Genomic DNA, 26,898 nt, shown 5'->3' with positions numbered 1-26,898 from the left:
GTGCGGGCTCGCGCAGGACGCCGGGATGCTGATCGCGGCCCGCGCCCTCCAGGGCGTCGGCGGGGCGCTGCTCACGCCGGGTTCGCTGGCGCTCGTCGGCGCCTCGTACCGCCCCGACGACCAGGCCCGCGCGGTGGGCGCCTGGTCGGGGCTGGGCGGGGTGGCCGGGGCGGTCGGTCCGTTCCTGGGCGGCTGGCTCATCGACGGGCCCGGCTGGCGATGGATCTTCCTGATCAACGTGCCGCTGGCCGCGCTGGTGCTGTTCGCGGTGCGGCACGTGCCGGAGAGCCGCGACGAGTCGGCGGCCCAGCAGCCGTTCGACGTGCCCGGCGCGTGCCTCGCCGCGCTGTTCCTCGCGGGCGTCAGCTTCTCGCTGATCGGCGCGTCCGGGGACACGTCGGCGGGCGGAGTGATCCTGCCGGGGGTCCTGGGGCTCGCCGCCGGGGCCGTCTTCGTCCTGGTCGAACACCGCAGGCGGAATCCCATGCTGCCCCTCGGACTGTTCCGCTCGCGCCTGTTCACCGCGGCCAACGTGATGACGCTCTGCCTGTACGCGGCCATCGGCGGCATCCTGTTCATGCTGCCGGTGCAGTTGCAGACGACCCTCGGGTACGACGCGCTCCAGGCGGGCACGGCGACGCTGCCGATCACCGTCCTGATGCTGCTGCTGTCCGCGTCCGCCGGAGATCTGGCGCGACGCGTCGGCCCGCGACTGCCGCTCGTCGCGGGGCCGCTGGTGGCGGCCGCCGGGGTGCTGCTGATGCTGCGGGTCCGGCCGGGCGCGGCGTACGTCACCGACGTACTGCCCGCCGTCGTCGTACTGGGCCTCGGCATGAGTCTGTTCGTGGCGCCGCTCACCGCGACCGTGCTCGCCTCGGTCGACGCGAGCCGCGCGGGGCTGGCCAGCGGGGTCAACAACACCGCGGCGCGCATCGCGCAGTTGCTCGTGGTGGCCGGGCTGCCGCTGGCCGTCGGCCTGTCCGGCACGGCGTACGCGGATCCCGACGCGCTGAACGCCTCCTTCGGCAGGGCGGCGGTGGGCTGCGCGGCACTGTTCGCCCTCGCGGCGGCGGCCGCCGCGGTGTTCGTCCGGCCGAGCCCGGCGGCCTGGCACGACGAGCGCGGCAACGAGCCGCAGTGCAAGACCTGCTGCGGCGTGCAGGCACCACCGCTGGAGCCCGGAGGACGTGCCGACGGGTGAAGGGCGGGGCCGCACCCGAAGCGCGCCGGGCGACCGCGGCATCTCTGATCCCGAATGCCGCGGGACTCGTCCCGAGTGCGGGCGGGCGTGTCCTGGGTGGCACGCCCGCCCGCTCCACGGGGGCGTGCGCGATTCGGCTACCGCGGCGTATCGCGCACGAACAACGTCACGGACACGCTCGCCTCGAAGCCGTTGCTCCGCATCAGGGCGGCCGACGCGGTGTTGCGGGACTCCACGTCGGTGACGACGGCTCTCGCGCCCGCCTCCGTGAGCGTCGCGCAGCAGGCCTTCACGAGGCGACTTGCGATGCCCTGTCCCCGGTACTCCGGCGCGCTCGCGATCCACTCCAGGTTGCCCCAGTCGGTGCGCTGGTCGAAGCCCATCGAGCCGAGCACGTAACCGGCGAGGCGGTCCCCGGCCAGCGCGACCCAGCAGGCGGACGCCTCGCCGTCCATGTGCCGGGCGATCGCCGACAGGGACCAGGAGGTGTACGGCTTCACCGTCGTGTCGTAGACGCGGCCGCCGAGCGCGAGGACGTCGGCCAGATGGGTGGCCGTCATCGGTTCGAGGACGATCTCCGTCCGGCGCTCCGGCGCGGCGGGGCTGGACATGGGGCCTCCCAGGGGCCGTGCGGCGCCGGGGCCGCGGCTGCGTGCACCTCACGCTATGAGGCGGGCGGGGCGCGCGCACGCCGGAGAAGCGCGGGTGGGGCGGGGTGAGCGCCTGCCGGGGCGGACCGGAAGGCGGTCCGAGTGGCTCACGAGGTGCCCCGGGGCGACACGCCCGGAACACCTCCCCAGGCGCGCAGTAGCTGCGTTCGCCCCGACCTCACCGCACCAACTCGCCCATGCCTACGGTCCTTTGATCAGTTGGACGTGTGTCCGAGGCACCCCTCCGGAGCCCTTATCGTGGACCGCATGTCCGTTCCTGAGCTGATCCGCATCGTCTCCCGCTCCTCCCCCATGGCCCTCGCCCAGGTGGAGCGCGTCCGCGCCGAACTCGCCGCGCTGCACCCCGGCATCCGTACCGAGGTCGTGCCGGTCACCACCTCGGGGGACCGCTGGATGGGCGATCTGGCGGCGCTCGGCGGCAAGGGGGCGTTCACCAAGGAGGTCGACGCCACGCTGCTCGCCGGTGAGGCGGATCTCGCGGTGCACTGCGTCAAGGACATTCCCGCGGACCGGCCGCTCCCGGCGGGCACCACGTTCGCCGCCTTCCTCAAGCGGGACGACATCAGGGACGCGCTCATCCACCCCGGCGGCCTCACCCTCGACGAGCTGCCCGCAGGCACCCGCATCGGCACGTCGTCGGTCCGCCGCGTGGCGCAACTCGCCGCCTCGCACCCTGAGTTGGAGTGCGTGCCGATGCGCGGGAACGCCGGCCGCCGACTGGCGAAGCTAGCGGCCGGGGACGCCGACGCGCTGCTGCTCGCGCAGTCCGGGCTCGACCGCATCGGCCGCCCCGAGCTGGCCAGCGAGATCCTGTCGGTGGAGACGATGTGCCCGCCCATCGGTGCGGGCATCCTCGCCCTGCAGTGCCGCGAGGACGACACCGCGACCATCGACGCGGTGTCGGACCTCGGCGACAAGGACGCCTGGCGGGAGGCGACCGCCGAGCGCATGTTCCTGCACGTCCTGCAGGGGCACTGCAATTCGCCGATCGCCGGGTACGCGCGCTCGGAGCGCGGCGGCGACCTCTCGCTGCGCGCCTGCGTGTTCACGCCCGACGGCAAGACGGTGCTCAACGCCCACGAGTGGGCGGGCCCGCTCGACCCCGCGACGCTCGGCACGTCCGTGGCCGTGGCCCTGCTCCGCCAGGGAGCCCGCGACCTGATCGACGGCATCGCCCACTGACGCGGCGCCGCCCGGCGGAGGAGGGCGTACGTCTCCCGCTTCGGCGTCCGGTCCGCCTAGCCCTGTGGCGCCAGGGTGCGCAGGACGCAGAATTCGTTGCCCTCGGGGTCGGCCATGACCACCCAGTTCCGGTCCTGCCCCTGGCCCACGTCCGCCTTGGTGGCGCCGAGGCCGAGCAGTCTGGTCACCTCGTCCTGGGTGCTGCCGTCGACCGGGCTGACGTCGAGGTGCAGCCGGTTCTTGATGGTCCTGCCCTCGGGCACCCGGATGAACTGCAGGGTCGGCGGCATCTGGCGGGCGCGGATGTCCTCGACGGTCGGCACCCAGGAGCCGATCTCGACCTTGTCCTCGCCCCGGTCGATCACCTTGAAGTCCAGGACCTCGCACCAGAAGGCCGCGAGCCTCTCCGGATCGTGGCAGTCAACGGTCAGCTCGGTGAACCTGCTCGTCATGCTTCTCCCAGGTAGTACGGACGGGGCTCAGAGTAGGCCGTCCGTTCGACGGATCCGCGAGCTTTTCGTCGACGCATCAGGTGCAGGTCCTCACCCCATGCGTCCAGCACCGCGCCGTGTCCGGCCTGCCGGGCTGCTTCCTCCACCTGGGCGAAGAGGCGACGCTGTGTGGACACGTCGCCGGTTGCCGAGATGTGGTTCGCGGCGTCGAGCAGCAGCTCGGTGTCCCAGCCGGGCAGTGGGAATCGGGCAAGTTCCCATTCCAGGTACTTGTTGTAGGGGCGGGGGCGGCGGTCCAGGGCGAAGAGCAGCTCCAGCAGGAACCTGATGCTGTCGGCGGCGTCGAGCCGGGCCGCGAGGGCATGCCCGTCGCGATCGTTCTTGACCGAGCGGTAGAGGGAGTTGGCGTAGGCATCGAGCCATTCGCCCGCCTCCCGGAAGGCTTCACCGGGGGCGAGCCGCGCCTTGTCGGCCAGGATCCGTGCGATGACTCCGTCGAGCCGGTCGAGCACGATCCGGGCGCGGGCGAGGGCGTACCGCTCGAAGCCGGGCATCCCGGCGTTGCGGAACTCGTCGAGGGAGAGGACGACGAGGTCGAGTTCCGGGGTCCGGTGCCCCGTGAACCGGGTGAGGTCCGTCTTCGCCCCGTCGGCGAGGACGACGTACAGGTCGTGGTCGGAGTGCTCGGTGGTCATGCCTTCGTGGGCCCGAGAACCCTTGAGGACGAGGCCGACGACAGCTGAATCAGCGGCGGCGAGTTCGACGAACGCGTCGTAGGCGAGGGGCTCCTGAGCAGTCATCGCGTGATCTCCGGTGTTGTGGTGACGGGTATGCCGACCGGGCGCCCCCCGTCTCCACGGGGTCGCCCGCACCGTCCGCGGCGGCGCCTGGCCACCGCCCGAGAGATCAACGCACGTACGGACTCTAGTGCCCGGCCCGGTGTCTCTCGAGTCGTTTGGTGCCGCACGGTCGGCCGGGTCGATGGCGCCCCGCGGGGCGGCCCACTTTCACAACCGGCCTCAGTCGAGTTCGCCGAGGAGATTCCGCGCCGTCTCCGCGGCCTCCCGCGCGGCTCGTTCGGCCGCCGTCACCGCGTCCCTCGCCGCCCCGCCCCGCTCCTCGGCCGCCTGCCGCTCCTGCTCGGCCCGCCGCAACTCCTCGCGCGCCCCGCTCAGTTCCTGCTCGGCATCGGCGACCTGCTGACGGGCCAGGTCGTGCCGGGCTCGCGCCCGCTGCAGCGAGGCGTCGGCCTCCTGTCGTTCCGTGCGCCGCTTCTGGAGCAGTTGATGCGCCGCGTCCGCCGCCTCGCGGGCCTTCTCGGCGCGCTGCTCCCGCTTCTGGCGGCGCCGCTCGGCGAGTTCGTCCTTCGGCGCCTTGGGCTCCGTCCGGGGCCGTGCGCGCGCCTTCGGCGCTGGTGCCGCCGACGCCGGTGCAGCATCCTCACCGGAAGGAAAGGCCGTGGGCGGAGTGAGCGCGCCCTCCAGACGGCCGGTCGCCCACAAGTCCGCCGCGCTCTCGTCCGCGAGCACCGCCCGCAAGGTGGACGCCACGTCCTGCTGCGCCGCGTCCGACAGCCGGTGGCCCGCTTCCCGGGCGAGCGTGGCGGCCTGCCGGGACATGGCCGCGACGACGCTGGTGCGCTGGTCGGACAGTTCCTTGATCTCGGCGGCGTCCAGGGTCCGATACGCCTCGCGCAGCCCTCGCCCGAGCTCCAGGAACCGTCGGCTCTCCGTCGGCTGCGAGTGCCACAGCAGGTTCGCCGCCCAGGCCGCGAGGGTGGGGCGGCGGGCGGCACGGATCCGCCGGGCGTCCTCCGCCCGCCCGTCCGTCCTGGCGCGGGCCGCCAGCTCCGCACGGCGGGAGACGAAGTGGGGCGGCGCCGTGGCGTAGAGCTCGTCCAGCAGGATCTCCACGTCACGCACTTCGCTCTCCCGCCCGCCGTTGCGCCGCATCATCAACAGACTCCTCCGGGCCGGGCCGCCGCGCACTTCGAGCGGGCGGCGGCGGAGCGGTCATGTGCCGGACCGTCACCCCATCGGCCGACTACTGTACGAGTATGCCTTGTTGCCCTTCGTGGCGACCCGAGGAGGACCCCTGTGTCATCGCCCTGCGATCCCCAGCATGCTCCCGTCGGCGATGTGGGCACGGCGCTCATGATGATCGACTCACGACTGAAGAGCATTCACGCCGGCAAGACCGAGGTCGACCCCGAACAGCAGGCGATGGTACGGCAGTTCGCGGCGTCGCTGGGCCCCAAGGGAGCCGATGACCTGCTGAACGGCGCGTGCACGCTCATCTACATGTTCATGTCGTGGCTGCGCAAGGCGCACGAGGACCATGGCAAGGACGTCATCGAGTACGTGGTGCCCACCCTCGTGGCCACGATGCGCATGATGCCGAAGAGCATTCCGTCCGAGGCCATCCCGACCATGGCCGGACTGGTGATCGCCGCGGGCACCGGCCTGAGCCCCAACCTTTGGCGCCAGCAGTACGGGGACTGGACCGAGGCCGAGATGAATCCCCTGGAGGCCACCGCCTTCCTGCTGGCCGAGCACATCAACCGCATCACCGACGACCCCGACTTCGCCACCCGCATGATCGCCGAGACCTTGACCGGCGCGGAGGACGGCGAGGAGTGAGTCATACCTCCGGCGCCAGGTCCGGGCGCAGGCGGTGCCACACCGGGTGACGCAGCAGACCGGCCCGCGTGCGGGTGGAGTACCTCACCTCGGCGACCAGCCGCGGCAGGACCCATCTGGCGCCGGACACCGCGGGCGCGGGGGTGAAGGGGCAGTCGTCGATGGCGGCGACGTCCAGGAGGCGGGCGATGTCCGCCCGTTCCCGTTCGTTCCACCCCGTGCCGACGCTCCCCCGGTAGGCCAGCACCCCGGCCACGTACTCGCCGACCAGCACCGCGCCCGGCAGTCCCCCGAGCCGCCCCTGCCCGGGCATCCAGCCGCCGATGACCACATCCGCGGTGTGCACGTTCCTGACCTTGATCCAGGCCGGGGAGCGTCTGCCGGGCTCGTACACGGAGTCCAGCCGTTTCAGCACGATCCCCTCCAGGCCCTGTGAACGGGCGAGTTCGAGTGCCTGGCGGCAGTGGCCTGTCACCGCTGTCGGAACCGACCAGTCCGGGCCCGTCCCGAGGAGCTGCGTCAAGGCGTCGCGGCGCCGGGCGTAGGGCAGTCGGGTCAGGAGCCGACCGTCCAGGTGGAGCACGTCGAAGAGGATCAGGTGTGCGGGGGCCTGCGCGGCGAGGCGGGCCGCCTTGACCGGAGAGCCCGACAGGCCCATTCGCGGCTGGAGACGCTCGAAACTGGAACGGCCCGCCTCGTCGAGGACGACGATCTCCCCGTCCAGCACCGTCGGCACGTCGCCCAGGACCTCGGCCAGGGCTCGGAGTTCGGGGTACGCGGCGGTGATGTCCGCACCCGAGCGCGAGCGGACGACCATGGTGCGGTCCCCGGGCAGGTACACCAGCGCGCGCTGTCCGTCGTACTTGGTCTCCGTACTCCACAGGTGCTCGCTCTCCGGGGTGGGCAGCGTGCCCGGGGTGGCCAGCATGGGGGCGATGCGCGGCAGGGCGGTCGCGGTCATGCGGGTCGGTCCTCGCCCGGTCGGCCCCGCTCGGGGGGCTGGGCGAGAGCCCACAGCTCCAGGTAGGCCCGCTGGATGAACGTGCCGGTCAGCACGGGGTTCGTGTTGGCCAGGGCCGCGAGTGCCACGTCGGTCTGCGGGCTGAAGCCCGCGAAGGCGGTGAAGCCGCGGGTGCCGCCGGAGTGGTGGTAGAGGTCGTGGTCGGGGCGGGGCCGGATGTTCCAGATCAGCGCGATGCGTCTGCCGGTGCGGGGCAGGGCGATCCGGGGGAGGGTGACATCGGCGAGGGCGGCGCGCAGGGTGCGGGGGACGGTGGCGGGCGCCGTGGCCGGGTCGCGGAGGACGTCGAGCGTCGTCAGCAGGTCGCGGGCGGTGGACCGGCCCGCTCCCGCCGCGGGCAGGGAGGCCATCTGCCAGGCGGGCCGGGGCCTGCCGTGCCAGTGGCCGGTGGCCTGCGGCTGGTCCGTCGCGCAGCTGGTGTGCGTGAGGCCGAGCGGATCGAGGACGCGGTCGGCGAGCAGCGGGGCGAAGTGTCCGCCGCCCAAGCCGCCGGAGTCCTCAAAGCTGTCGGAGCCGTCGGCGGCGCGGGTGAGGAGTTCACCGAGGAGGCCGACGCCGAAGTTGGAGTAGCGCACGCGGGTGCCGGGGGCGGCCTGCGGCCGGGTGTGGGCGAGGGCACGGCGCAAGGAGGCGGCGGAGTAGGGCGCGTACGGATTGCTGAACCAGACCGGCGCACCCTTGCGCAGGAAGCCGGGCGGCAGTCGGGGCAGACCCGAGGTGTGGGTGGCCAGGTGAAGGAGGGTGATGCGCGAGCCCTGCAGCTGAGGGGCGGCGCCGCGCGGCAGGAAACGGGTGATCGGATCGTCGTACGCGACCTCGCCGCGCGCCACCATCTCGGCCAGGAGGAGCGCGGTGAACGTCTTGGTGAGCGAGCCGATTTCGAAGCGGGTGTCGGGACCGGCGGGCGCTCCCCCGTCGAACGCGGTGTCGCCCGTGGTCAGCAGGGCGTGTTCGGAGCCGCGCCGGACGGCGAGGGCCACCGCGCTCGCGCCGGGCGCGGCGGCGCGCAGGGCGGCGAGCATTCTTGCCGCCCAGGCGGGCGCCGCCGGTTCCGCCGCGGTTTCGGCCCGCTCCGTGATCCCCAGCCCGGCCATGCGTACGTCCGGGGCGCCGCGTGGGAACCCGCGCGGGCTCCTCAACTCGTCGCCCCGCCCAGCGTCCGCGACACCGCGAGCGTGCCCGCGATCGCAGCGACGACAGCGGTGTGCTGGTGGTCGGAGAACCGCCGCGCGGGGTCGTCGGCGACGGGCTCCCCGTCGCGCGGCACCAGCCCGTCCGGGTGCTGGACCGCGGCGAGCCGCTCCCAGTCCGCGGGCTCGCAGTACGGCTCCTTCAGGCAGCACCCGACGATCATCAGCTCGGCGACCAGGTCCCACTGCTCGATCTCGGCCCAGATGTCGATCCACACGGGCAGCCACGTGGTCACGTACGCGGTGAGATCGTCGGGCAGACCGGCGGGCATGCCGCCCCAGTCGGTGAGGTGGAAGACCGTGTGGGTGACGCAGTAGCCGGTCATCCAGTCGATGAGCCAGGGCTCCGGCATCGCGCCGAGCCAGGTGGCGCGGGCCAGTTCACGCCAGTCGTACGCACGTTCCCCGCCGTCCAGGCCGACGATGCGCGCCGCGTTGGCCACCGCGAGACGGCGATTGGGCAGGAGCTCGGCGCCCCGGACCGAGCGGAGGGCACTGGTGTGGCCGAGCAACCGGTCCAGGGGTTCGTGACGCAGGCCGCCGCGGGCGAACGGCGAGTACGTCTCCAGCGGGTCGGTCATCATCGTGTACCGCAACAGCCGCTCGTAGAGCATGTCGCCCTCGCCGAGCTGCTCCCAGCAGAAGCCCAGCAACTCGCCCGCCATGCGCTGCTCGGTGCTGCCCGCGACGGCCTCGCGCAGCACGAGCGAGGCGGCGAGGGCACTCTCTCCGAGCGGTTTGTAGACACTGTCGGGGTCGCCGAGGTCGGCGGTGGTGTCGGGGGGCAGCGCGCCGCGCTCGCGGTGTGCGTGGAGCCAGGCCAGGGCCTGTGCGCTCACCTCGTGGGCGGTCCGCGTCACGGGCGCGGTCATACGGTCTCCAGTCCGAGCAGCCGCCGGGCGATGGCGACGTCGAGAGCGAGCCGCGGGCCGCCGCCGTACAGGCCGAGGTGTTCGACGAGGGGCACCGGGTCGAGAGGCAGGTGCACGCCTTCGGAGCGCAGCAGGGCGAGCCATCGCACGATGCGGGCGGCGGTGGGGAAGTCGCGGCGCAGCACGGCGCGGGTGGCGCCCTGGGCGAGGGCCCGCGGAGCGGGGTCGGTGCGGGCCGCGGTGTGCACGGGGCCGTCGAGGCCGGGGATGGCGAGCGGGGAGAGCTGGCCCATGCGGACGGACCAGCGCTGCCAGTCGGTGTCCGCTGCACCAGGGGCGCCGGTGTCCGATGCGGCCCGGCCCGGCTCGGACTCCGCGAGCACCGGGGCGCCCCCGGGCTTCGGCGCCAGAACCTCACCCACTTGTGCGTCACCCCCGTCGGCGAACCGTGCGAGCAGGGCAGCGGTGGCCCAGTCACGCCACGCCACGAGCCACGGCTCGGCGCCGCCCGCGGGCGGCGGGGCGGGTGTGCTCACTGGCGGCGGGAACACCGCGAAGGACTGGGCGACGGCCATCGCGTCCTGGGGATGGAAGGCCGCGTCGCCGAACAGATAGGGGGCGAAGCCATCGGCTCCGACGAAGCGGATGGCACCCAGCGCCGCCTTGGGATCGTCCGAACGTTCGACATGTTCGGCGATCATGGCGGTGCCCCCGACGCCACGCAGGGCGTCGAGGGCACGGAGAGCCAGGTCAGCCGCTGATGCGGCGTACGCGCTCTGCGATCGATCGGGGCTCACTTGCCCGTCGGCTCCTTCGGCTCCTTCGGCGAGATGAGCGCAAGCAGCAGAAGGAAGCCTCCCGCTTGCGGCGAGTACGTCGGCGCGTCGCTCAGGATCGCCTCTGGCTCCACCATGGCCGTACCGAGCGCCGCGGCGTCCGTCGGAGTGACAAGAAGCGGTGTGTGCTGAGCAAGCATCGGTGCCTCCTCATAGATACGTCGTCACCGAGTCCAGTGACGCCCACCCTCGGACCAGTCTAAGGCCAATAGTCCTTTATGTCTGTTTTGAGGCATTCCTTGCTGACCGTGGAGGTCAACTCGCCTTCCGCTCAAGGTAGTTCGTCCAGCAGGGCGAGGAAGGCCGCAGCCGGAGGCGACGGGGTGAACGGGCTCCAGACCAGCCGCTCGACGCGCACCGGCCCATTGGTGACCGGCACGCACCGCAGGCCGTGCAGTTCGGCGGCGAACGGCGCGGGCAGCAGGGCGACGCCCAGGCCGTGGCGGACCATCCGGGCCATGAGCTCGACGCCGGACACCTCGAAGGCGACCTCGCGCTGCAGCCCGGCGGCCGCGAACGCCTCGTCGGACTGAGCGCGTGCGGCGCTGCCGTCGGCGAAGTCCACGAACATCTCGTCGGCGAGACGATGGAGGTCCACCTGTTCCGCCGCGGACAGCGGGTGGCCCGGAGCGACCACGGCGACATGCTTTCCATGAGCCAGTTCCCGGTCCCGGACGCCCTGCGGCCGGAAACCGGCCTGCACGCCGAGGAACGCCGCGTCCAGCACTCCCTCGCGCACCTGCGCCACGAGCCGCTCGCTGGATCCGGCCCGCAGACTGATCCGTACCTGCGGGTAGCGCAGCCGGTAGTCCCGCAGCACCGCGGGGAGGTCGACGGCCGCCACCGTGGGAATCGACCCCACGGTCAGCTTGCCCCGCACCTCGCCGGTCGCCGCGGCCACCTCGGCCCGAGCCCGCTCAGCCGCCTCCAAGGCCTGCCGGGCGGCGGGCAGGAACGCCTCTCCCGCGCTGGTCAGCCACACCTTGCGACTGGTCCGCTCGAACAGCCGGGCGCCCAGCTCCTTCTCCAGCCTGGCCACTTGGTGGCTGAGCGCGGACTGGACGACGTGGCACTTCTCGGCCGCGCGGGTGAAGCTCCCGGTCTCCGCCACCGCGAGGACGTAGCGCATCTGCTGGAGGTCCATCGATCCATCGTGAAACACGATGGATCGGATGACAACCATGTATTGGACCGATTGATCGATGAGAGGCGATGCTGAAGCCAGAGCACGGACAGCCGGACAGACAGCACCACACACCCACACCCCGAACCCAGGGAGACTCACATGCGCGTCATCGCCTTCGACCACCTCGTCCTGAACGTCGCCGACATCGAGCGCTCCCTCGCCTTCTACACCGGGCCGCTGGGGCTCGACCCGGTGCGGGTGGACGAGTGGCGGGCCGGCCAGGTCCCCTTCCCGTCCGTACGGGTCAGCCCCACCACGATCATCGACCTCATCGAGGGGCCCGACGGCGAACCGGCGGGCTCCAACGTCGACCACATCTGCCTGGTCGTCGAGCCCCTCGACTGGCAACAGGTCATCGATTCCGGTGAGTTCACCGTGCTGGACGGACCCGGCAAGCGCTTCGGCGCCCGCGGCACCGCGCTGTCCCTCTACGTCCAGGACCCGGACGGCAACACGGTGGAACTGCGCTGGTACCCGCAGGACTCGTGAGCCCGAACAGGACTCGCGAGCCGGAAATCGACGTCCTCAGCGCCCGAAGGGGACGTCGTCCGTCGTGGCCATGCGGCGGGTCTCGCCGTGGGACCGGACGAACTCGTGGATGTGGGCGATGGCCTGCTTCGCGTCCGACTCGTCCTTGCCGCAGCCACGGGTGCCGGATACGCCGTCGGGGTAGCAGGAGGCCCGGTGACCGTAGATGAGGCCGTCGGCGTCGCCGCCCGAGGCGTCCAGGAGCCGGTTGGTCGCGTCGCCGTCGCTCGCCGCGGTCGTCCAGCCGAAGACGCGCGCCAGTTCGCCGCGGTCCCGTGCCGCCGCGCCGAGGCGGAGCTGCTCGGTCACCTTTCCGAGGACGGTCGGCAGGCTGAGGTTGAACAGGCCCTTGTCCATGACCCGTTGGTTGTGCGCGATGGCGCCGCCGTACTCGTCGTACTGTCGCCGGACGTCCTCGGAGTCGCCGCTGATGTCCACGCCCTCCAGGTCGTTGAGGTCGCGGGTCACGTCCTTCCAGCCGGCCCCGCCCGCGGTGCCGTAGAAGCCGTACAGGACCCGCACCCCGGTGCTCTCCAGCTTGGTGCGTGCCAGGTCGCGCAGGGCCGTGATCGAGCAGTGCCGCCACTCGGCGTCGCCGCTGTCGCAGTAGTCGGGGTTCTTGATGTCCAGCCAGACGAACCCGATGTTCTTGCCCGCACGGCGCTGTTCGGCGATCCGGTCGAACATCGCCGACATGGTGTCGCCGGAGCTCGTGGGGAGCCCGTCGTGATCGGCCCACCAGCCCTTCTTCCAGGCGGTGGCGTCGATCTCCACCGCGTTGGCCCCGTGGTCGAGCGCCTTGTCCACGCCGTCGACGGTCAGCACGCGGTGCGCGATCGCCCAGACCGGCCGCTTGTCGTGCGCCGCGGCCTGCGCCGCCGTGCCGGACCCGGCCGGGTCGCCGGACTCCGGGGCGGCGCTCGCGGGCGGGGCGGCCAGACCCATCACCAAGGCGCCACTCGCGGCGGCGAGCGACGCGGCTCGAGCGGTCGAGCGGGTGCGGGCTCCATGTATCACGGTTGTTTCTCCGTCCGTTCCTGTGCTGCGCTCCGTCCGGGCGCAGCACACGAAGGTGATGGCGCCGCAGGAAAGAGCGTGCCGGACACGTGTTCTCCGCATCCGGCCTCAGCTGCCGCACCTGCCCATCCCTTCACAGGTGAAACATTCCTGCTCAGCGGCCAGTTGGCGCGGCTGCCGCCGGGAACCTTCCCGCGGCGTAACGGCCCGGCGGAATGCCCACGATGCGTTTGAAGTGCCGATTCAGGTGGGGCTGGTCGTAAAAGCCGACCGCGGTCGCCACGTCGGCGGGCGGTCTGCCGTCGAGGAGGAGCCGCCGGGCACGCTCGACCCTGCGCGCCATCAGGTACTGGTGCGGGGCGATGCCGAAGGCCGCGCTGAACGCTCGCACCAGGTGGGTGGGGTGCGCCCGCACTTCCTGCGCGGCCTCGCCCAGCGTCACGCCGTCCAGCACGCGCTCGTCGAGGAGCTCGCGCAGGCTGTGCGCCACGCCGCGGCCCGGCTCCGGCCGGGAGGCCGGGGTGCGGGGCCGCAGATGACCGCGGAGCCGCTCCCCCACCAGGGCGAGGCGGCTCTCCGCCTCCAGCTCGTCGCCCCGCCGCCCCAAGGCCCCGTGCAGCTGCCCGATGCGTCGGCGCAGCAGCGGATCGGCGATGTCGGGGTCGTCCACCGCCGGGCCGATCAGGCTCTCGTCGAGCAGGGGCGCGTCCAGGTACAGCACGCGCTTGCGGAAGCCGTGCGCCGTGGCGGGGGAACCGTTGTGCGGCACCTGGGGCGGCAGCAGGGACACGGTGTCCCCCGGAGTGCCGCGCTCGCGGCGGTTCAGGTCGTAGCGGACCGCGCCGTCGTCGACGATCAGCAACGTCCACACGTCATGGACGTGCATCGGGTAGGCGTGCTCGGTGAAGTGCGCGTGGAAGACCTCCACCACGCCCGGGACCTGCGGGCGCCACGCTGAGACTTCCTGCGGCGACGGCATGCCAAGAACGTACAAGACTCCGGTACGTCGCGGTCGGCAGCCTGGAGCGCATGACGACCGACACCACGCGGAGCGACACCGCACAGAGCGCACCCGTACGTTTCGACACCAAGATCGCTGTGGTCCTGCGGGAGGACCTGGAGACCTGGCAGCGGCTGAACGTCACCGCGTTCCTGGTCAGCGGCCTCGGTACGCACCGTCCGGAAGTGATCGGCGAACCGTACGCCGACGCCGACGGCACCCCGTATCTGCCGATGTTCCGCCAGCCGGTCATGGTCTTCGAAGGGACGAAGGAGATGCTGACGGCAGCCCACGGCCGCGCCCTGTCCCGCGACCTGCCCCGCTCCCTCTTCACCTCCGACCTCTTCGCCACGGGCAACGACCGCGACAACCGCGCGGCGGTACGGGCGGTGCCCGGCGATCAGCTGGACCTGGTCGGAATGGCGGTGTACGGCCCCCGCAACGCGGTCGACAAGGTGCTCAAGGGGGCTCGGATGCATCCCTGAGGAGACGGCCCGCCGAGCGAATGCCCCGCGCGGTCGGAATCAGGTCACATTGAGGATGATGCTCTGATGTTTTCTGGGTAGACGGAGCGTTGTGAAACAGGAGTGTTTGGTTGGTATGGCGGACCGCGGCCGGACGGCGGGCATGGACGACCGGGAGTCCCCGGTGAGTGAGTACCTGTCGGTCACCGCGGCGTTCGAGGAGAGCGCGGAGATCAGCGCCGCCCGTGATCTGGCCCGCGGTTTCCTGACGGACGTACAGGTCCTGCACGGGTTTCCCGTCTCCGTGGGGGCGCTGGGCACGGTGCAGCTGGTGGTCAGCGAGCTGGTGACCAACGCCCGCAAGTACGCGCCCGGGCCGTCGCTGCTGACCCTGGACGTGCGGTCCGGTGCCGTCGAGGTGAGCGTGTGGGACAGCAGCACCGCGCTGCCCGCGATCCTGCCGCCGGACCCGAGCCGGATCGGCCAGCACGGCCTGGAGATCGTCATGGCCCTCGCCCAGAGCTTCGCGGTGCACCGCGAGCCGGTGGGCAAGCGGATCACCGCGGTGATCGCGCTGACCGAGGACTCCCCGCTGGGTTCCTAGCCGGGCTCCGGGCTGCCGCCCCAGTCGAGGCGGAGCACGGCGAGGTCGTCCGAGTGCCGTCCGGCGTTCAGTGCGTGTGTTTCCTCGATGAGGCGGTCGACGTGGTCGGCGGGGTCCGTCGTCGGCAGGTTGCCGATGAGGGTGAGCAGGCCGTCGACGCCCAGTCGTTCGCCGGTGGCTCCGTTGTGTCCCTCGGTGAGGCCGTCGGTGTAGAGGGTCAGGGCGCCGGTGGCCGGGAGCGGGACGACCGTGGAGGGCCACCGGCGCAGACCGGGCACGACGCCGAGGGCGATGCCGTGCGCGGCGGCCAGTTCCTGCGTCTGCCCCGCCGTGGTGAGCAGGGGTTCGTGGTGCCCGGCTAGGTGGAGCGTCGCGGTGGCGGTGCCCTGGTCGAGGGTGAGGAGCGTGCACGTGGCGAACAGGTGCTGGCTGCCGCGTTCGGCGATGAGGATGCGCTCCATCAGGTGCAGCAGGTCGTTGCCGCGATGTCCGCCGAGTACGAGCGAGCGCCAGGCGATCCGGAGGAAGACGCCCACCGCGGCGGCGTCGGGGCCGTGTCCGCTGACGTCGCCGACGACGGCGTGCAGCAGCCCGTCGTCGCCCTCCACCACGTCGAGGAAGTCCCCGCCGAGCAGGGCCCACGCGGCACCGGGCAGATAGCGCGTGGTGACTCTGACCGTGGAGGTGTCGAGGATGGGCTGGGGCAGCAGGCCGCGTTCCAGGCGGGCGTTCTCCTCCGCCCGCAGCCGGACGGCCTGCGCTTCGGCGTTCGTGCGTTCGGTCTGGCTTCGGTAGACCGCGTACCGCACCGTCCGGTGCAGCAGGTCCCCGTCGACCTTCCCTTTCACGAGGTAGTCCTGGGCCCCGGCGGCCATCGCGTTGGCGCCCGCCTGGGCCTCGGAGAGCCCGGTGAGGACGATCACCGCGGTGTGCGGTGCCAGGGCCCGGACGGCGGTGACGGCATCGATGCCCGACACGTCCGGCAGGTGCAGGTCGAGGAGCACGCAGTCGATCGGGCTGCCGGACAGTTCGGGGCGCGCCTCGGCCAGGGTCGTACGGGTGGTCAGCTCGAACCGCAGCCCCGTGTCGTGGAGGAGTTCCTCGACGAGCAGGGCGTCTCCCCGGTCGTCCTCGATCAGCAGGATGCGGTACATCTGCTCGTCAGGGACGGCTGAGACGATTGAGGTCATGGTGCGTGCTCCGCCCCGGAGCGGCGGGTGGCCTCCGGCAGGGTGGACGGGTCGATGCGCACCGGGGGTTCGGGGGCCAGGGTGAAGGTGAGACGTGCGCCCTTCCGGTACTCCGGGTCGACGCCGATGGTGCCCCCGTGGAATTCGACGATCTTCTTGCACATGGCGAGACCGATCCCGCTGCCGCTGTAGGCGTCCTTGGTGTGCAGCCGCTGGAAGATCACGAAGACCTTCTCCGCGTACTCCGGTTCGATGCCGATGCCGTTGTCGGTGACGGTGAACCGCCACAGTTCGCCCTCCCTGGCCGCCGTGACGCGGATCTCCGGCGCTGTTCCCGGGCGGCGGAACTTGACTGCGTTGCCTATGAGGTTCTGCCAGAGCATGCCCATCTGGGTGGGGTCGGCGACCAGGGTCGGCAGCGGATCGTGGGTGATCGTCGCGTCGGCCTCCTCGATGCCGACGCTCAGTGCGGACAGGGTGCGTGCCAGCACCGTGTCCAGGTCGACGCTCTGCTGGGCGTTGTGCAGCCGTCCCACCCGGGAGAAGTCGAGCAGGTCGTTGATGAGGATCTGCATGCGGTTCGCTCCGTCGACCGCGAAGTCGATGTACTGGTCGGCCCGGCCGTCGAGCTGTCCCGCGTAACGACGCTGGAGGAGCTGGGTGAAGCTGGAGATTTTGCGCAGCGGCTCCTGCAGGTCGTGGGAGGCGACATAGGCGAACTGTTCCAGCTCCGCGTTGGAGCGCTGCAGCTCCGCGGCCTGCGCGTCGAGGCGCAGGCGTGCCTCTTCGCTGAAGGCCAGTTCCCGTACGAGACGTCGGCGCATGAAGTCGATCTCGCTGCTGAGGCGCCGCAGGTCGGCCGGGCCGGTCGGGCTGATGGCGTGGTCGAAGTCGCCGCCGGCGATGGTGCGGGCCTCCGTGCCGAGCTGCTCCAGCGGCCTGTTGATGCCGCGGCGCAGACCGTCGAAGACGATGGCGGTGAGGAGGACGATGACGGCCGCGATGGCGGCGAACACCCAGTTCCGCACGGTGGTCGTGGCCATCAGGTCGTCCCTGGCCCCGGCGCGCTCCGCACGCAGCCGCTCCTGCTGGCTTTTCAGCGCGTCCCGTACCCGGTCGAAGGCCTTCTTGCCCTCCGCCGCCCGTACGGTGGCCAGCGGCGAGGGTGTGCCGGACTGCGCCGCGGCGATCGGCTCGGCGATCCTCACCTGCCAGCGCGACACCGCCTTCTGAACGCCCGCCAGATCCCGTAGGCGCGCGGGCTCGCCGTCCAGCAGGTCGGCGAGCCGGGCGGCGCTCGCCCGCTGTTCGGTGAGTCCGCGCCGGTAGGGCGCCAGGAACTCCGACGTGCCGGTGAGGCCGTACCCCCGAATGCCGGTCTCCTGGTTGAGGATGGCCGTCTCCAGGCGGATCGCGGTGGTCAGCGCGGGAGAGCGTACGTCGACCAGGTCCTCGCTGATGGCCGCGGTACGTGAGAGGACCCATGCCCCGGTCGTGCCGAGCAGCGCCAGGACCACCAGGGACAGGGCCACCCCGACGCGGAGCCATCTCCGCGTCGTCCACGTGGAGAACGCGCCCACGCGTGGCCGCCCTTCTGCGCCCGTCATCCTGTGGACTCCTCGTCGAGACAGCCGCGCCGGAATTGCGGCCCGCATACTCTAAAGGCAGACAACACCTGTTGTCGCCAGCTGAAGAGTGGACCTACAGTGCCCGACATGCCAGGCATGAACCCGGCACAGGCGCTGCTCCTGCACCACTCCCCCCGAGAAACGCACGGAGCGTTCAATGATGACGACCCCCGCCCGTCCCTTCGACGTTCTGCTCGTCGAAGACGACATCGCCGACGCGATGCTCATCGAGGAGGCACTTTCCGAGCGCGGGGCCCGCAATCTGGTTCAGGTCACCGACGGAGTCGCCGCCCTGGAGCATTTGCGCACGCCGGGCACCGCACGGCCCGACCTCATCGTCCTGGACCTCAACATGCCCCGTATGAACGGCCGGGACCTGCTGAAGGTCCTGAAGGCGGACGAGGACCTGCAGACCATCCCCGTGGTCGTCCTCACGACGTCCACCGCCCCGGAGGACGTCACCGGCGCCTACAGCAGCCACGCGAACGCGTACGTGACCAAGCCCGTGAACCTGGAGGAGTTCGAGACGGCCGTGCAGAGCATCGACGCCTTCTACCTCGACACCGCTACGCGGCCCCGCCCCTGAACCTCCCCCCGGTCAGATAGCCGGTGAGCATGGTGACGAGTTCCTCCTCGAACCGCGCCGCGTCGACCTGGCCGGGACCCGCCATGACCTTGTGCACCACCATCTCCACCGTGGAGACGACGAGCCGGGCGGCGACGTCGACGTCCGCGACCCGTACCTCCGGGTGGCTCCCGAGCAGCTTGCGGGTGGCGGCGATCTGCCGCAGTTCGTTCTGTGCCACGCGCTCCAGCAACTCCGGCGCGCGTGGCCCCTGTTCGATCATCACGCGGAGCAGCTTCGGGTCGTCGCGGTGGTTCGCGATCACCCGTCCCACGTAGAGGCGCATCAAGTCCTCCACGGACTCCGACCGCAGTGCGTCCTGGTCGAGCCGAGCGGCGTTGACCGCGGCCATCCCGGCGTCGAGGTGCCGGATCAGCAGCTCGACCAGGATCGCGTCCTTGTTCGGGTAGTACTGGTACAGCGATCCGATCGACACCCGGGCCCGCTCCGCGATGCGGTTGGTGGTCCCCGCCGCGTACCCGTACTCGGCGAAAACGTGAGCAGCCGCGTCGAGGATGCGCTCCCGGGTCAGCTCCGCGCGGATCTGGCGGGGCTGTTTACGTGGCTGAAGACCACGGCCGTCGGACGGCATGACACCTCCTGCGAGGGGCCGTGAAAGCGAGTAGCGCACGACCTGAGTAATTGCTCACAATACTGTCATGAACTGCGGCGATACGGGGCAGAGCCCCACAGCCGCGTGCCGCCGTCCCCTTGAGGAAGTCGCCATGACGCAAGCCCCCGCACGCCCTCGACGGCTCTCTCCGGACGAGGTCCTGGCCCGGCTCGGCCACCCCGACCCCATGGTCAAGGAGAAGGTGAAGGACCGCATCGATGACTACGTGCGCCACTTCATAGCCCACTCACCGTTCCTGACGATGGCCACGGCGGACGCGGCCGGACGCGCCGACTGCTCGCCGCGCGGCGACCACCCGGGCTTCGCGAAGGTCCTCGACGAGCGCACCCTCGCCCTCCCCGACCGCCCCGGCAACAAGATCGCCGACTCCTTCCGCAACCTCGCGGAGAACGACGGCATCGGGCTGTGCTTCCTCGTCCCCGGCATGCGGGAGGTGCTGCGCGTCAACGGCAGCGCCTACGTCACCGACGAACCCGACGTGCTGGCCCGGATGCGCATCGAGGCCAAGCGGCCGGAGCTCGCGATCGTCGTCGACGTGGCCGAGGTGTACTTCCACTGCGGTCGGGCGCTGCTGCGCTCACGGCTGTGGGACCCCGCCAGCCAGGCGCTCGCCGAAGGCATGCCGTCGATCGGCGAGATGGCGGCCGCACAGTTCGGTGTCGACGTGGACCCGAAGCTGCTGGAGGCGTCCCTGGAGGACGCCTACCGCAAGCTCTACTGACCCGCCGCCCCGCACCGGCCACAGACCGCCACCGACCGAGGAATCACCGATGCAACAGACCGTCGTCGAGCACATGGACCGGGTCACCGAGGACGTCGTCGCCCTCACCCTGCGCGCCACCACCGGAGAGCTGGCCCCTTGGGAGCCCGGCGCCCACGTCGACCTGTCCCTGCCCAACTGGCTGGCCCGGCAGTACTCGCTGTGCGGTGACCCCGCCGACCGCGACGCCTACCGCGTCGCCGTCCGGTACGACCCGCTCAGCCGGGGCGGCTCCGAGTACGTCCACCGCTTCCTGCGCCGCGGCCGCGCCCTCGGGGTCTCCCTCCCCCGCAACCACTTCCCCCTCGTCCCCGCACCCCGCTATCTGTTCCTCGCGGGCGGCATAGGAATCACTCCCCTGCTGCCCATGCTGCGCGCCGCGGCGGCCGCCGGACTGCCCGCGACGCTGGTGTACGTGGGCCCTTCGCTCGACAGCATGCCCTTCGCCGCCGAACTGCGCAGCACCTACGGGGACCGGGTGCGGATCGTGGAGACCGGACGGCAGGGCAGGCCGGACCTCGACGCCCTCGCGGCGGGCCTGGCGGCCGACACCCTGGTCTACTGCTGCGGTCCCGCGACCATGCTGGCGGCGGCCGAGGCGGCGTTCCCCGCCGAGCGGCTGCACGCCGAGCGTTTCCAGCCGGTGGCCAGGACCTTCGGCCCCGACACGAAGTTCGAGGCGGTCTGCGCCCGGTCCGGGGACACCGTCGTCGTTCCGGCCGACGAGTCGCTGCTCGACGCCCTCGCCCACACCGGGCGCCCCCTGCCCGCCGGCTGCCGCGAAGGCGTCTGCGGCAGCTGCGAGGTCACCGTCCTGGACGGCACGCCAGAGCACCGCGACGACATCGGCGCTCCCGAGGGCCGGATGTACGCCTGCGTGTCCAGGGCCGCGTCCCCCCGCCTCGTGCTCGATCTCTGAGGCCGCGTCACGCAGGCCTGGCCGAAGGGGGCTTGCAGGCGTACGTTGCCCGGAAGCGGCCCGGGGAGGGGGTCGGGAACATGCCCCGGGAACCGACCGAGGACGACATCCGCCGCGCTCTGGAGCTCGCGGCCCGCACGCCGAGGCCACCGCCCTCGCACTCCGACGACCTCGTCGAGGCCGATGTCGTCCCGCTGCAGGACTTCCTGCGCGCCCGGCTCGCCGAGGTGCAGGCGCGGTGGCCGGCGGGCAGCGACGAGCACTTCACCGCCCACGCCCTGACCAACGCCATGCTGTCCACCGCGATGCGGCTCACCGAGGAGATCGGGACCTGGCGCCGCGCCCTCGCCGAAGGACGCGGCGAGGAGCCGGGGCTGCTGCAGACCCTGCGGCACGGCATCGGGCACGACCACAACCTGCTGGTCTGGGTCGCCCAGCAGTGGCGGGACCACCCCGACCACGCACACTGGCGGCCGCGGCACTACCTCAACGCGGCCCACCGGGCCTCGCTCGAAGGACCGAGGAGTGGCGACACCTCCGCCGACGCCGTCCGAGGGCCGAACGGCGGCGAGGCGCACCCGTGACCACGTCCACCAAAGGGTGCATCCAGCAGCTTTCCACACCGTGATCGCCGACATGAGGCATCCTCGTCCGGGGCGGCGTCGCCCTGCCTGGCGGGAGAGGTACCGGAACCGATGCGAGACGTGCAAGGGCTGGACAGGGGCGGCTGGTTACCGGCGGAGCCTTCCGGGTTCGTGGGCCGGGAGCGCGAGGTGGACCTCGCCCGCACACGGCTGGCGTCCCACCGGCTGGTCACGCTGCGGGGGCCCGGCGGCGTCGGCAAGACCCGCATCGCGTGGCGGGTCGCGGCGCGGACGGACCTGCCGCACGGGAGCCGATGGGTCGATCTGGCGTCGGTCCGTGACGGTTCGCTGGTCGGGCAGGCGGTCATCACCGCGCTGGGGCTGCAGGACCAGACGGGCCGGTCGTCCGTGGAGGTCCTGGCCGAGAACCTGGCGGAGCAGGACGTACTCCTCGTACTGGACACGTGCGAGCACCTCATAGACGAGTGCGCCTCCTTGACCGGCGCGCTGCTGGAGGCGCTGCCCGGGCTGCGGATCCTGGCCACCAGCCGTGCTCCGCTGGGTGTGCGTCACGAGAGCGTGGTGCCGATCGGCCCCATGTCGACCGGACCCGACGGCGACGCGCTCGTGCTGCTGAAGGCACGGGCGGGGCGGGCATCGGAGCCGACGCCGAACCGGGTGCCGTCGCAGGACGCCCCGGCCGAACTGATCGGCCTCTGCGACGCGTTGGAGGGAATCCCCCTCGCGATCGAACTGGCCGCCCCGCATCTGCGCACCATCCCCGCACGCCAGTTGAGCCGACAGCTCAGCGAACGCCTGGACCTGCTGTCACCGGAGACCCCGTCCGACACCGACCTGACGGCCGTGCGTCCGCGGCACGCGGGGCTGCGCACCACCATCGGCTGGAGCCACGAATGGTGCAGCCCCCACGAACGGCTGCTGTGGGCCCGCCTCTCGGTGTTCCCGGGGAGTTTCACGATGCCGGCGATGGAGTTCGTCTGCACGATCAAGCCGCTCTTCGGCTACGACCTCACCGACACCCTCGGCTCTCTGGTGAGCAAGTCCGTCGTGCTGCGCGAAGGGCCGCCCGGGGCGCGGCGCTATCGCATGCTCGACACGGTCCGTGAGTACGGTGCGGAGTGGCTCGAACGCCTCGGCCAGCACGAGGATCTGCAGTTGCGGCACCGGGACTTCTACCGCCACCTGGCCATGACCGGCGGCGAGAGCTGGCTCGGTCCGCAGCAGCCCCGGCTGTACCGGCAGGCGGCGGCCGAGCACGCCAATGTGCGCGCGGCCCTGCAGCACTGTCTGCGCACCGACGTGTCGGCCGCGCTGCGCATGGCGGCCGACCTCTTCTACTTCTGGTTCGCGTGCGGCAACCTCCGCGAAGGCAGGCACTTCCTCGAAGCCGCCCTGGCCCTGGACCCGCAGCACGAACCCGGACGGGCCCGGGCATTGTGGGTGTGCGCCGTCATCTCCTCGTGCCAGGGCGACCACCGCACCGCTCTGGAGCGGGCCAACGAGGCCCTGGAGCTGGCCACGCGGACCGACGACGGTCCCGCCCGGGCATGGGCCACCTACGCGCAGGGGCTCGCGCTCACCCTTCAGGGCGACACCGACCCCGCCCTGGATCGCCTCTCGCTCGCCCTCCCCCTCGCCGAGACCGCACACGAGGACATCGCCGGGCTGCTCTGCATGGCTTCCACGAGCTACCTGCACATGGCCCTCGGCGAGCTCGACCGGGCGCAGGACCTGGCCGAGCGCGTCATCGCGCGCGCCGCGCCCTTCGAGGACATCTGGGCCCAGTCGTTCGGCCACTACGTGGTCGGCACCATCGACACGCTCCGCGGCCACCCCGGCCGGGCGATCCGCTCCCTGCGCACGGCGCTGGAGGCGAAGTGGCTCCTCAATGACGCGTACGGCATCGGCATAACGCTCGACACCCTCGCGCTGGCCGCCGTCGACGACGGACAGGCCGAGTGGGCCGCGTGGCTGCTCGGGCTCGGCGACCAGGTGTGGCGGAAGGTCGGTGTGCCCCAGCTGGGCGCCCCGGACATGGTGGCGCGGCGCGCGACCTGTGAGCGGCGCACCCGCGCCGCGTTGCCCCTTTCGGAATACGAGGCCCACCACCGGGCCGGGTTCACTCTCGACACCACGACAGCCGAGGTTCCCGCGCAGCTGCGTGACCCGCGATGACGGTGATCGTTGGCAAGCCATGAACCACACGACGCGTGTACTGGCCGCTGTCGCCCTCACGGGGGCCGCCGCCCTGTCCTTCTCCGGTGCCGCGCAGGCGCAGGAGAGCAATCCGCTGCCGGTGGGGGACGTGACCAAGGACGTCGTCGACATCTTCTCCGACAGCGTCGCGCCCGCCCTCGACAAGCAGGCACAGGATCTGCTCCGCCCCCACGGCAAGTAGCCCCTCACCGGCGAGCAAACCCTCACCACCCGTTCCGCTTTGTCCTCTGGCCCGGAGGCGCGGATCCAGGCACCATCTCCTTGCGCCACCTGCACCACAGCCGACCCACCGTCAGCACGGTCACCAGCAGGGAGAACCCATCATGCGCACCCGCTCCGCGCTCACCGCGCTCGCGCTCACCACCGGCGCGCTGGTCGCCCCCGGCTTCGGCGTCCTCACCTCGGCCACCGACGCGCTCGCCGCCACCAAGATCACCCACGCCACTGCGACCTCGATGTTCCGCCAGTCCGGCATCACCTGGTCGTCCTCCGGCGGCTGCTCGGACCGCAACAACCCGACGTGCACGTCCTTCGACCAGCTCAACCTCGCGACCGCGCAAGGGGCCCAGACACTCAAGAGCGCCAGCGGGTGCGGCCTCAACATCACGGGCGGCACGGAGACCGGCCACGCGAGCGGCACGTACTCGCACTGGAACGGCTACAAGCTCGACTTCGGCAAGAACACGTGCGTCACGAACTACGTCAAGAACACCTTCACCTACATCGGCCCGCGCGGTGACGGCGCCCCGCAGTACAAGTCCGGCTCCGGCAACATCTACGCCGACGAGGGCAACCACTGGGACGTCCTGTACTACAACTGCGGCGGCTGCTGAGGTATCGGCTCCCCTTCGACGAACGTCATCTTGACCTCGGTGGCGTGGACCTGAGTGATCGGCACTTCGAAGGGGTTCCGGTCGACGACGATGACGTCGGCGAGCATGCCCGGCTCGATGCGTCCGACACGGTGCGACATGCCCTCCTGCCGGGCCGCGTTGACCGTGAACAGGTCGAAGGCCTCTTCCAGGGTGATGGCCTGGGACGCGCCGAATCGGTCGGCGCTGCCGCCCGGCTCCTGCCGGGTCACGAGCGTCTCCATGGCGGACCACGGACTCACCGACGGCACGACGCACCAGTCCGAGCCCGGGACGACCAGGGCGCGGGCGTCGATCATCTCCCGCACCGGCCAGGCGCGTTCGACCGCCTCCTGGCCGACGGCGGCCGCGATGTCGGAGCAGATCGGGGAGGGCCGCCACAGATAGGGCGAGACCTCGAACGTGGCGCCGATCCGCGCCGCGCGCTCGATGTCCGTCTTCGACACGAACGTGCAGTGGCCCACGTTGTGCATGCAGGGGCCGTGCCCGTTGGCCGTGCGGGCGGCCTCGACGGCGTCCAGCGCTGCCCTGACCGCCGCGTCGCCCGCGGCGTGGAACTTGACCGTGATGCCCATCCGGTCGAACCGGGTCACCGCCTGGTCCAGGACTGCGGGCGCGATCACGAGCATTCCGTGCCGGCTCGCGTCGTCGCCCCGGCCCTCCACGGTGTCTGCGTAGGGTTCGAGCATGGCCGCCGTGTGGCTGTCGGTCGGTACCCCGTCGAGGAAGATCTTCACGCAGTCGGGGGCGATGTGCGCGCTCGCGTAGAGGTTCCGTTTCGCGATCACGTCTTCACACGCCGGATCGTACGGCGACCACACGAGACTGAGGCGTACGCGCTGCCGGACCGCGCCCCGCGCGGCGAGGCGGGTGTAGGCGCGCAGTTCGGCGCGTGGCCCGGCGGTGAATCCGACCGCGGCTTCGGTGAACGACGTGATGCCGTAGGAGAGCATTTCACCGAGGGCCCACTCCAGAGCCGCCTCGACCTCGTCGTCCGCCGGTTTGGGGGCCGAGGCGGCGAGCAGGTCGGCGGCGGTCTCGCGCTGTATGCCGCTCGGGTTGCCCGCCGCGTCCCGCTCGAAGATGCCGCCGGACGGGTCGGGGGTGCCGGGGCCGATTCCGGCAATCGCGAGTGCCGCGCTGTTCGCCCACGAGCTGTGTCCGCTGGTGTCCTCCAGGAGGACAGGGTGGCCGGGGGCGACGGCGTCGAGCATCGTCCGGTCCGGGGTGCCGCCGAGCGCGAAGGCGTCCCACTGCCCGCCGAGGACCCACGCGCCGGGGGCGGAGCGGGACACGTGGTCGGCCACGATGCGGAGGGTGTCGGCGAGGCCGGAGCCCTGCGGGATCTTGCAGCGGCGTTCGCGGATCCCCGCGTAGATGGGGTGCACGTGCAGGTCGTGCAGGCCGGGCAGGACGGTGTCACCGGCCAGGTCCGTCACCCGTGTGTCCGGTCCGCGCCGTCGCAGCACGTCCTCGCGGCCGCCGACGGTCTCGATGACACCGGCGCGCACGGTGATCCCCTCGGCCCAGCCCGACGACGTCCGGACGGGCCCGCCCACCAGAATCGTGTCCGCGTACTGCTCGGTCATGGCGCTCCATCTCCAGGTCGGCCGGGTCGGCGCTCAACGGCGGTTGATGAATCCTGCGTCGACGGGCAGCGTGACGCCGGTGACGTAGCGGGCTTCGTCCGAGGCGAGCCACAGGACCGCGTTGGCCACGTCATCCGGTTCGATCGTGTCCACCGGCAGGGCGTTGGGCGCACCCTCGGACAGCATCGGGTCCTGGGCGACGAACTCGACCATGGCCGGATCGGCGACCATGCGGGTGGCCACGCCGGTGGGATGCACGGAGTTCACCCTGATGCTGTGCGGGGCGAGGTTGTTGGCGTAGGTGCGCATCAGCCCGACCACGCCGTGCTTGGACGCCGCATAGCCGAGGCCTCCGTTGCTGGCCCCGCCGATGCCGACCAGGCCCGCGGTGGAGCTGACGATGACGATCGAACCGCCCTGCTCGGCCTCGATCATCGACGGAATGGCCACCTCGATGGTGTGGAAGGTGCCGGTGAGGTTGATGTCGATGGCGTCGTGCCACGCCTGCGCCCTGTCCTCCACCAGCAGCGGCGCGATCCCGGCGTTGGCGACGACGACGTCGATCCGCTCGAACTCGGCGAGCCCGGCGTCGTACGCCTCCTGGAGGGCCGCCCGGTCGCGTACGTCTGTCTGCCGCGCCACGACGCGGCGGCCCAACGACCGCACCTCCTCGACCGCTTCGGACAGCTCTTCCGGTGTCGACTGCGGGTAGGGCACGGTGTCGACCGACCGGCAGATGTCCACGATGACCAGGTCGGCGCCTTCCTCCGCCATCCGTCGCACGTGGCTGCGGCCGAGCCCCCCGGCCGCGCCGGTGACGAAGGCCACCTTGCCCGCAAGACGTCCCTTCGTATGCATACTCCGAGCTTCCTCGTCGGGGATTCCGTGGGTCATGTTCGTGGTGTACCGCGCGGCAGTCGGCCTGGCCAGGGAAGGGGGCGGGATCCGGGCTCATGGCCCCCCGCTGTCCGCGAGGCAGTCGTCCGGGGTTTCGGA

General features: G+C 71.6%; 29 protein-coding genes and 1 pseudogene. 13 read left to right on the top strand and 17 right to left on the bottom strand.

What is annotated here, in order from left to right:
• Positions 1-1,201, top strand: a 1,201-nt coding sequence (locus AOK03_RS14055) for an MFS transporter (protein ID WP_055565581.1), incomplete at its 5' end; no start/stop codon positions are given.
• A gap of 137 nt (positions 1,202-1,338) precedes the next feature.
• Here AOK03_RS14055 and AOK03_RS14050 read toward each other — a convergent pair.
• Positions 1,339-1,812: a GNAT family N-acetyltransferase gene (locus AOK03_RS14050; protein WP_055565576.1), complete on the bottom strand. Its 474-nt coding sequence runs from the start codon at positions 1,810-1,812 to the stop codon at positions 1,339-1,341.
• A gap of 306 nt (positions 1,813-2,118) precedes the next feature.
• Between AOK03_RS14050 and hemC the strand changes: the two genes are divergently transcribed.
• Entirely contained in the window at positions 2,119-3,054 is a 936-nt protein-coding gene (gene hemC / locus AOK03_RS14045) for a hydroxymethylbilane synthase (protein ID WP_055565580.1), read from the top strand.
• Positions 3,055-3,110: 56 nt separating this feature from the next.
• Here hemC and AOK03_RS14040 read toward each other — a convergent pair whose 3' ends face one another.
• The 3 genes from AOK03_RS14040 to AOK03_RS14030 all read right to left on the bottom strand — a co-directional run bounded on the left by AOK03_RS14040 (position 3,111) and on the right by AOK03_RS14030 (position 5,458).
• Positions 3,111-3,506 (bottom strand): VOC family protein, encoded by a 396-nt coding sequence (locus AOK03_RS14040; RefSeq protein ID WP_055565575.1) that lies wholly within the window; start codon positions 3,504-3,506, stop codon positions 3,111-3,113.
• Complete coding sequence (locus AOK03_RS14035; protein ID WP_055565574.1) at positions 3,503-4,306, bottom strand: hypothetical protein; 804 nt, start codon at positions 4,304-4,306, stop codon at positions 3,503-3,505. The genes AOK03_RS14040 and AOK03_RS14035 overlap by 4 nt, the downstream gene beginning before the upstream one ends.
• A gap of 219 nt (positions 4,307-4,525) precedes the next feature.
• Positions 4,526-5,458, bottom strand: a complete 933-nt coding sequence (locus tag AOK03_RS14030; protein ID WP_055565579.1) for a hypothetical protein — start codon at positions 5,456-5,458, stop codon at positions 4,526-4,528.
• Between the two features lie 144 nt (positions 5,459-5,602).
• Here AOK03_RS14030 and AOK03_RS14025 point away from each other — a divergent pair, with 144 nt between their 5' ends.
• Positions 5,603-6,145 (top strand): hypothetical protein, encoded by a 543-nt coding sequence (locus AOK03_RS14025; protein ID WP_055565573.1) that lies wholly within the window; start codon positions 5,603-5,605, stop codon positions 6,143-6,145.
• A gap of 1 nt (position 6,146) precedes the next feature.
• On the opposite strand, the gene ligD is transcribed toward AOK03_RS14025, so the two are convergent.
• The 6 genes from ligD to AOK03_RS13995 all read right to left on the bottom strand — a co-directional run bounded on the left by ligD (position 6,147) and on the right by AOK03_RS13995 (position 11,208).
• Positions 6,147-7,106, bottom strand: coding sequence for a non-homologous end-joining DNA ligase (gene ligD / locus AOK03_RS14020; protein ID WP_055565572.1), 960 nt, complete (start codon positions 7,104-7,106; stop codon positions 6,147-6,149).
• Positions 7,103-8,260, bottom strand: coding sequence for a serine hydrolase domain-containing protein (locus tag AOK03_RS14015; protein ID WP_055565571.1), 1,158 nt, complete (start codon positions 8,258-8,260; stop codon positions 7,103-7,105). Before AOK03_RS14015 ends, ligD begins: the two co-directional genes overlap by 4 nt.
• 41 nt (positions 8,261-8,301) lie before the next feature.
• Positions 8,302-9,228 (bottom strand): DUF6895 family protein, encoded by a 927-nt coding sequence (locus AOK03_RS14010; RefSeq protein WP_055565570.1) that lies wholly within the window; start codon positions 9,226-9,228, stop codon positions 8,302-8,304.
• The gene (locus AOK03_RS14005) at positions 9,225-10,025 is read right to left on the bottom strand and encodes a hypothetical protein (RefSeq protein ID WP_055565569.1); all 801 of its coding nucleotides are present in this window, start codon (positions 10,023-10,025) and stop codon (positions 9,225-9,227) included. Before AOK03_RS14005 ends, AOK03_RS14010 begins: the two co-directional genes overlap by 4 nt.
• Positions 10,022-10,204, bottom strand: a complete 183-nt coding sequence (locus tag AOK03_RS14000; RefSeq protein ID WP_055565568.1) for a hypothetical protein — start codon at positions 10,202-10,204, stop codon at positions 10,022-10,024. Before AOK03_RS14000 ends, AOK03_RS14005 begins: the two co-directional genes overlap by 4 nt.
• Positions 10,205-10,335: 131 nt before the next feature.
• Positions 10,336-11,208, bottom strand: coding sequence for a LysR family transcriptional regulator (locus AOK03_RS13995; protein ID WP_055565567.1), 873 nt, complete (start codon positions 11,206-11,208; stop codon positions 10,336-10,338).
• Positions 11,209-11,349: 141 nt separating this feature from the next.
• On the opposite strand from AOK03_RS13995, the gene AOK03_RS13990 reads away from it, so the two are divergent.
• Positions 11,350-11,739, top strand: a complete 390-nt coding sequence (locus tag AOK03_RS13990; protein ID WP_055565566.1) for a VOC family protein — start codon at positions 11,350-11,352, stop codon at positions 11,737-11,739.
• 36 nt (positions 11,740-11,775) lie between these two features.
• On the opposite strand, the gene AOK03_RS13985 is transcribed toward AOK03_RS13990, so the two are convergent.
• Together AOK03_RS13985 and AOK03_RS13980 are read right to left on the bottom strand one after the other, a co-directional pair.
• Positions 11,776-12,795, bottom strand: a complete 1,020-nt coding sequence (locus tag AOK03_RS13985; RefSeq protein ID WP_244177605.1) for a PI-PLC domain-containing protein — start codon at positions 12,793-12,795, stop codon at positions 11,776-11,778.
• Between the two features lie 154 nt (positions 12,796-12,949).
• On the bottom strand, positions 12,950-13,774 hold the full coding sequence (locus AOK03_RS13980) for a helix-turn-helix transcriptional regulator (protein ID WP_055565565.1): 825 nt from the start codon (positions 13,772-13,774) through the stop codon (positions 12,950-12,952).
• 50 nt (positions 13,775-13,824) lie between these two features.
• On the opposite strand from AOK03_RS13980, the gene AOK03_RS13975 reads away from it, so the two are divergent.
• Positions 13,825-14,280, top strand: a complete 456-nt coding sequence (locus AOK03_RS13975; RefSeq protein WP_055565564.1) for a DUF2000 domain-containing protein — start codon at positions 13,825-13,827, stop codon at positions 14,278-14,280.
• A 142-nt stretch (positions 14,281-14,422) separates the two neighbouring features.
• Entirely contained in the window at positions 14,423-14,863 is a 441-nt protein-coding gene (locus AOK03_RS13970) for an ATP-binding protein (RefSeq protein WP_055565577.1), read from the top strand.
• Here the strand turns inward: AOK03_RS13970 and AOK03_RS13965 are convergent.
• Together AOK03_RS13965 and AOK03_RS13960 are read right to left on the bottom strand one after the other, a co-directional pair.
• On the bottom strand, positions 14,860-16,053 hold the full coding sequence (locus tag AOK03_RS13965) for a PP2C family protein-serine/threonine phosphatase (protein ID WP_055565563.1): 1,194 nt from the start codon (positions 16,051-16,053) through the stop codon (positions 14,860-14,862). The genes AOK03_RS13970 and AOK03_RS13965 overlap by 4 nt on opposite strands.
• Positions 16,050-17,660: a sensor histidine kinase gene (locus AOK03_RS13960; protein ID WP_055565562.1), complete on the bottom strand. Its 1,611-nt coding sequence runs from the start codon at positions 17,658-17,660 to the stop codon at positions 16,050-16,052. Before AOK03_RS13960 ends, AOK03_RS13965 begins: the two co-directional genes overlap by 4 nt.
• A gap of 157 nt (positions 17,661-17,817) precedes the next feature.
• Here AOK03_RS13960 and AOK03_RS13955 point away from each other — a divergent pair.
• A pseudogene (locus AOK03_RS13955) lies at positions 17,818-18,267 on the top strand (response regulator); the annotation flags it as partial.
• On the opposite strand, the gene AOK03_RS13950 reads toward AOK03_RS13955, so the two are convergent.
• Entirely contained in the window at positions 18,248-18,898 is a 651-nt protein-coding gene (locus AOK03_RS13950; protein ID WP_055565560.1) for a TetR/AcrR family transcriptional regulator, read from the bottom strand. The pseudogene AOK03_RS13955 and the gene AOK03_RS13950 overlap by 20 nt on opposite strands.
• Before the next feature lie 133 nt (positions 18,899-19,031).
• On the opposite strand from AOK03_RS13950, the gene AOK03_RS13945 reads away from it, so the two are divergent.
• The 6 genes from AOK03_RS13945 to AOK03_RS13920 all read left to right on the top strand — a co-directional run bounded on the left by AOK03_RS13945 (position 19,032) and on the right by AOK03_RS13920 (position 24,274).
• On the top strand, positions 19,032-19,661 hold the full coding sequence (locus AOK03_RS13945) for an MSMEG_1061 family FMN-dependent PPOX-type flavoprotein (protein ID WP_055565559.1): 630 nt from the start codon (positions 19,032-19,034) through the stop codon (positions 19,659-19,661).
• A 49-nt stretch (positions 19,662-19,710) separates the two neighbouring features.
• Positions 19,711-20,619, top strand: a complete 909-nt coding sequence (locus AOK03_RS13940) for a PDR/VanB family oxidoreductase (RefSeq protein ID WP_055565558.1) — start codon at positions 19,711-19,713, stop codon at positions 20,617-20,619.
• An 80-nt stretch (positions 20,620-20,699) separates the two neighbouring features.
• The gene (locus tag AOK03_RS13935; RefSeq protein WP_055565557.1) at positions 20,700-21,203 is read left to right on the top strand and encodes a hypothetical protein; all 504 of its coding nucleotides are present in this window, start codon (positions 20,700-20,702) and stop codon (positions 21,201-21,203) included.
• 111 nt (positions 21,204-21,314) lie between these two features.
• Entirely contained in the window at positions 21,315-23,399 is a 2,085-nt protein-coding gene (locus AOK03_RS13930; protein ID WP_157868944.1) for an ATP-binding protein, read from the top strand.
• Positions 23,400-23,418: 19 nt separating this feature from the next.
• Positions 23,419-23,622, top strand: a complete 204-nt coding sequence (locus AOK03_RS13925; RefSeq protein ID WP_055565555.1) for a hypothetical protein — start codon at positions 23,419-23,421, stop codon at positions 23,620-23,622.
• A 142-nt stretch (positions 23,623-23,764) separates the two neighbouring features.
• A complete protein-coding gene (locus AOK03_RS13920) occupies positions 23,765-24,274 on the top strand; it encodes a hypothetical protein (protein WP_055565554.1) in 510 nt (169 codons plus the stop codon).
• Here the strand turns inward: AOK03_RS13920 and AOK03_RS13915 are convergent.
• Both AOK03_RS13915 and AOK03_RS13910 read right to left on the bottom strand, forming a co-directional pair.
• Positions 24,253-25,902, bottom strand: coding sequence for an amidohydrolase (locus AOK03_RS13915; RefSeq protein WP_055565553.1), 1,650 nt, complete (start codon positions 25,900-25,902; stop codon positions 24,253-24,255). The genes AOK03_RS13920 and AOK03_RS13915 overlap by 22 nt on opposite strands.
• Before the next feature lie 33 nt (positions 25,903-25,935).
• Complete coding sequence (locus AOK03_RS13910; RefSeq protein WP_244177604.1) at positions 25,936-26,796, bottom strand: mycofactocin-coupled SDR family oxidoreductase; 861 nt, start codon at positions 26,794-26,796, stop codon at positions 25,936-25,938.
• Positions 26,797-26,898: the final 102 nt, after the last annotated feature.

The sequence above is a fragment of the Streptomyces atriruber genome (assembly GCF_001418325.1).
GTDB lineage: Bacteria > Actinomycetota > Actinomycetes > Streptomycetales > Streptomycetaceae > Streptomyces > Streptomyces atriruber.
The sequence above is the reverse complement of the archived record's forward strand: the minus strand, read 5'-3'. Positions and strand labels throughout refer to the sequence as shown.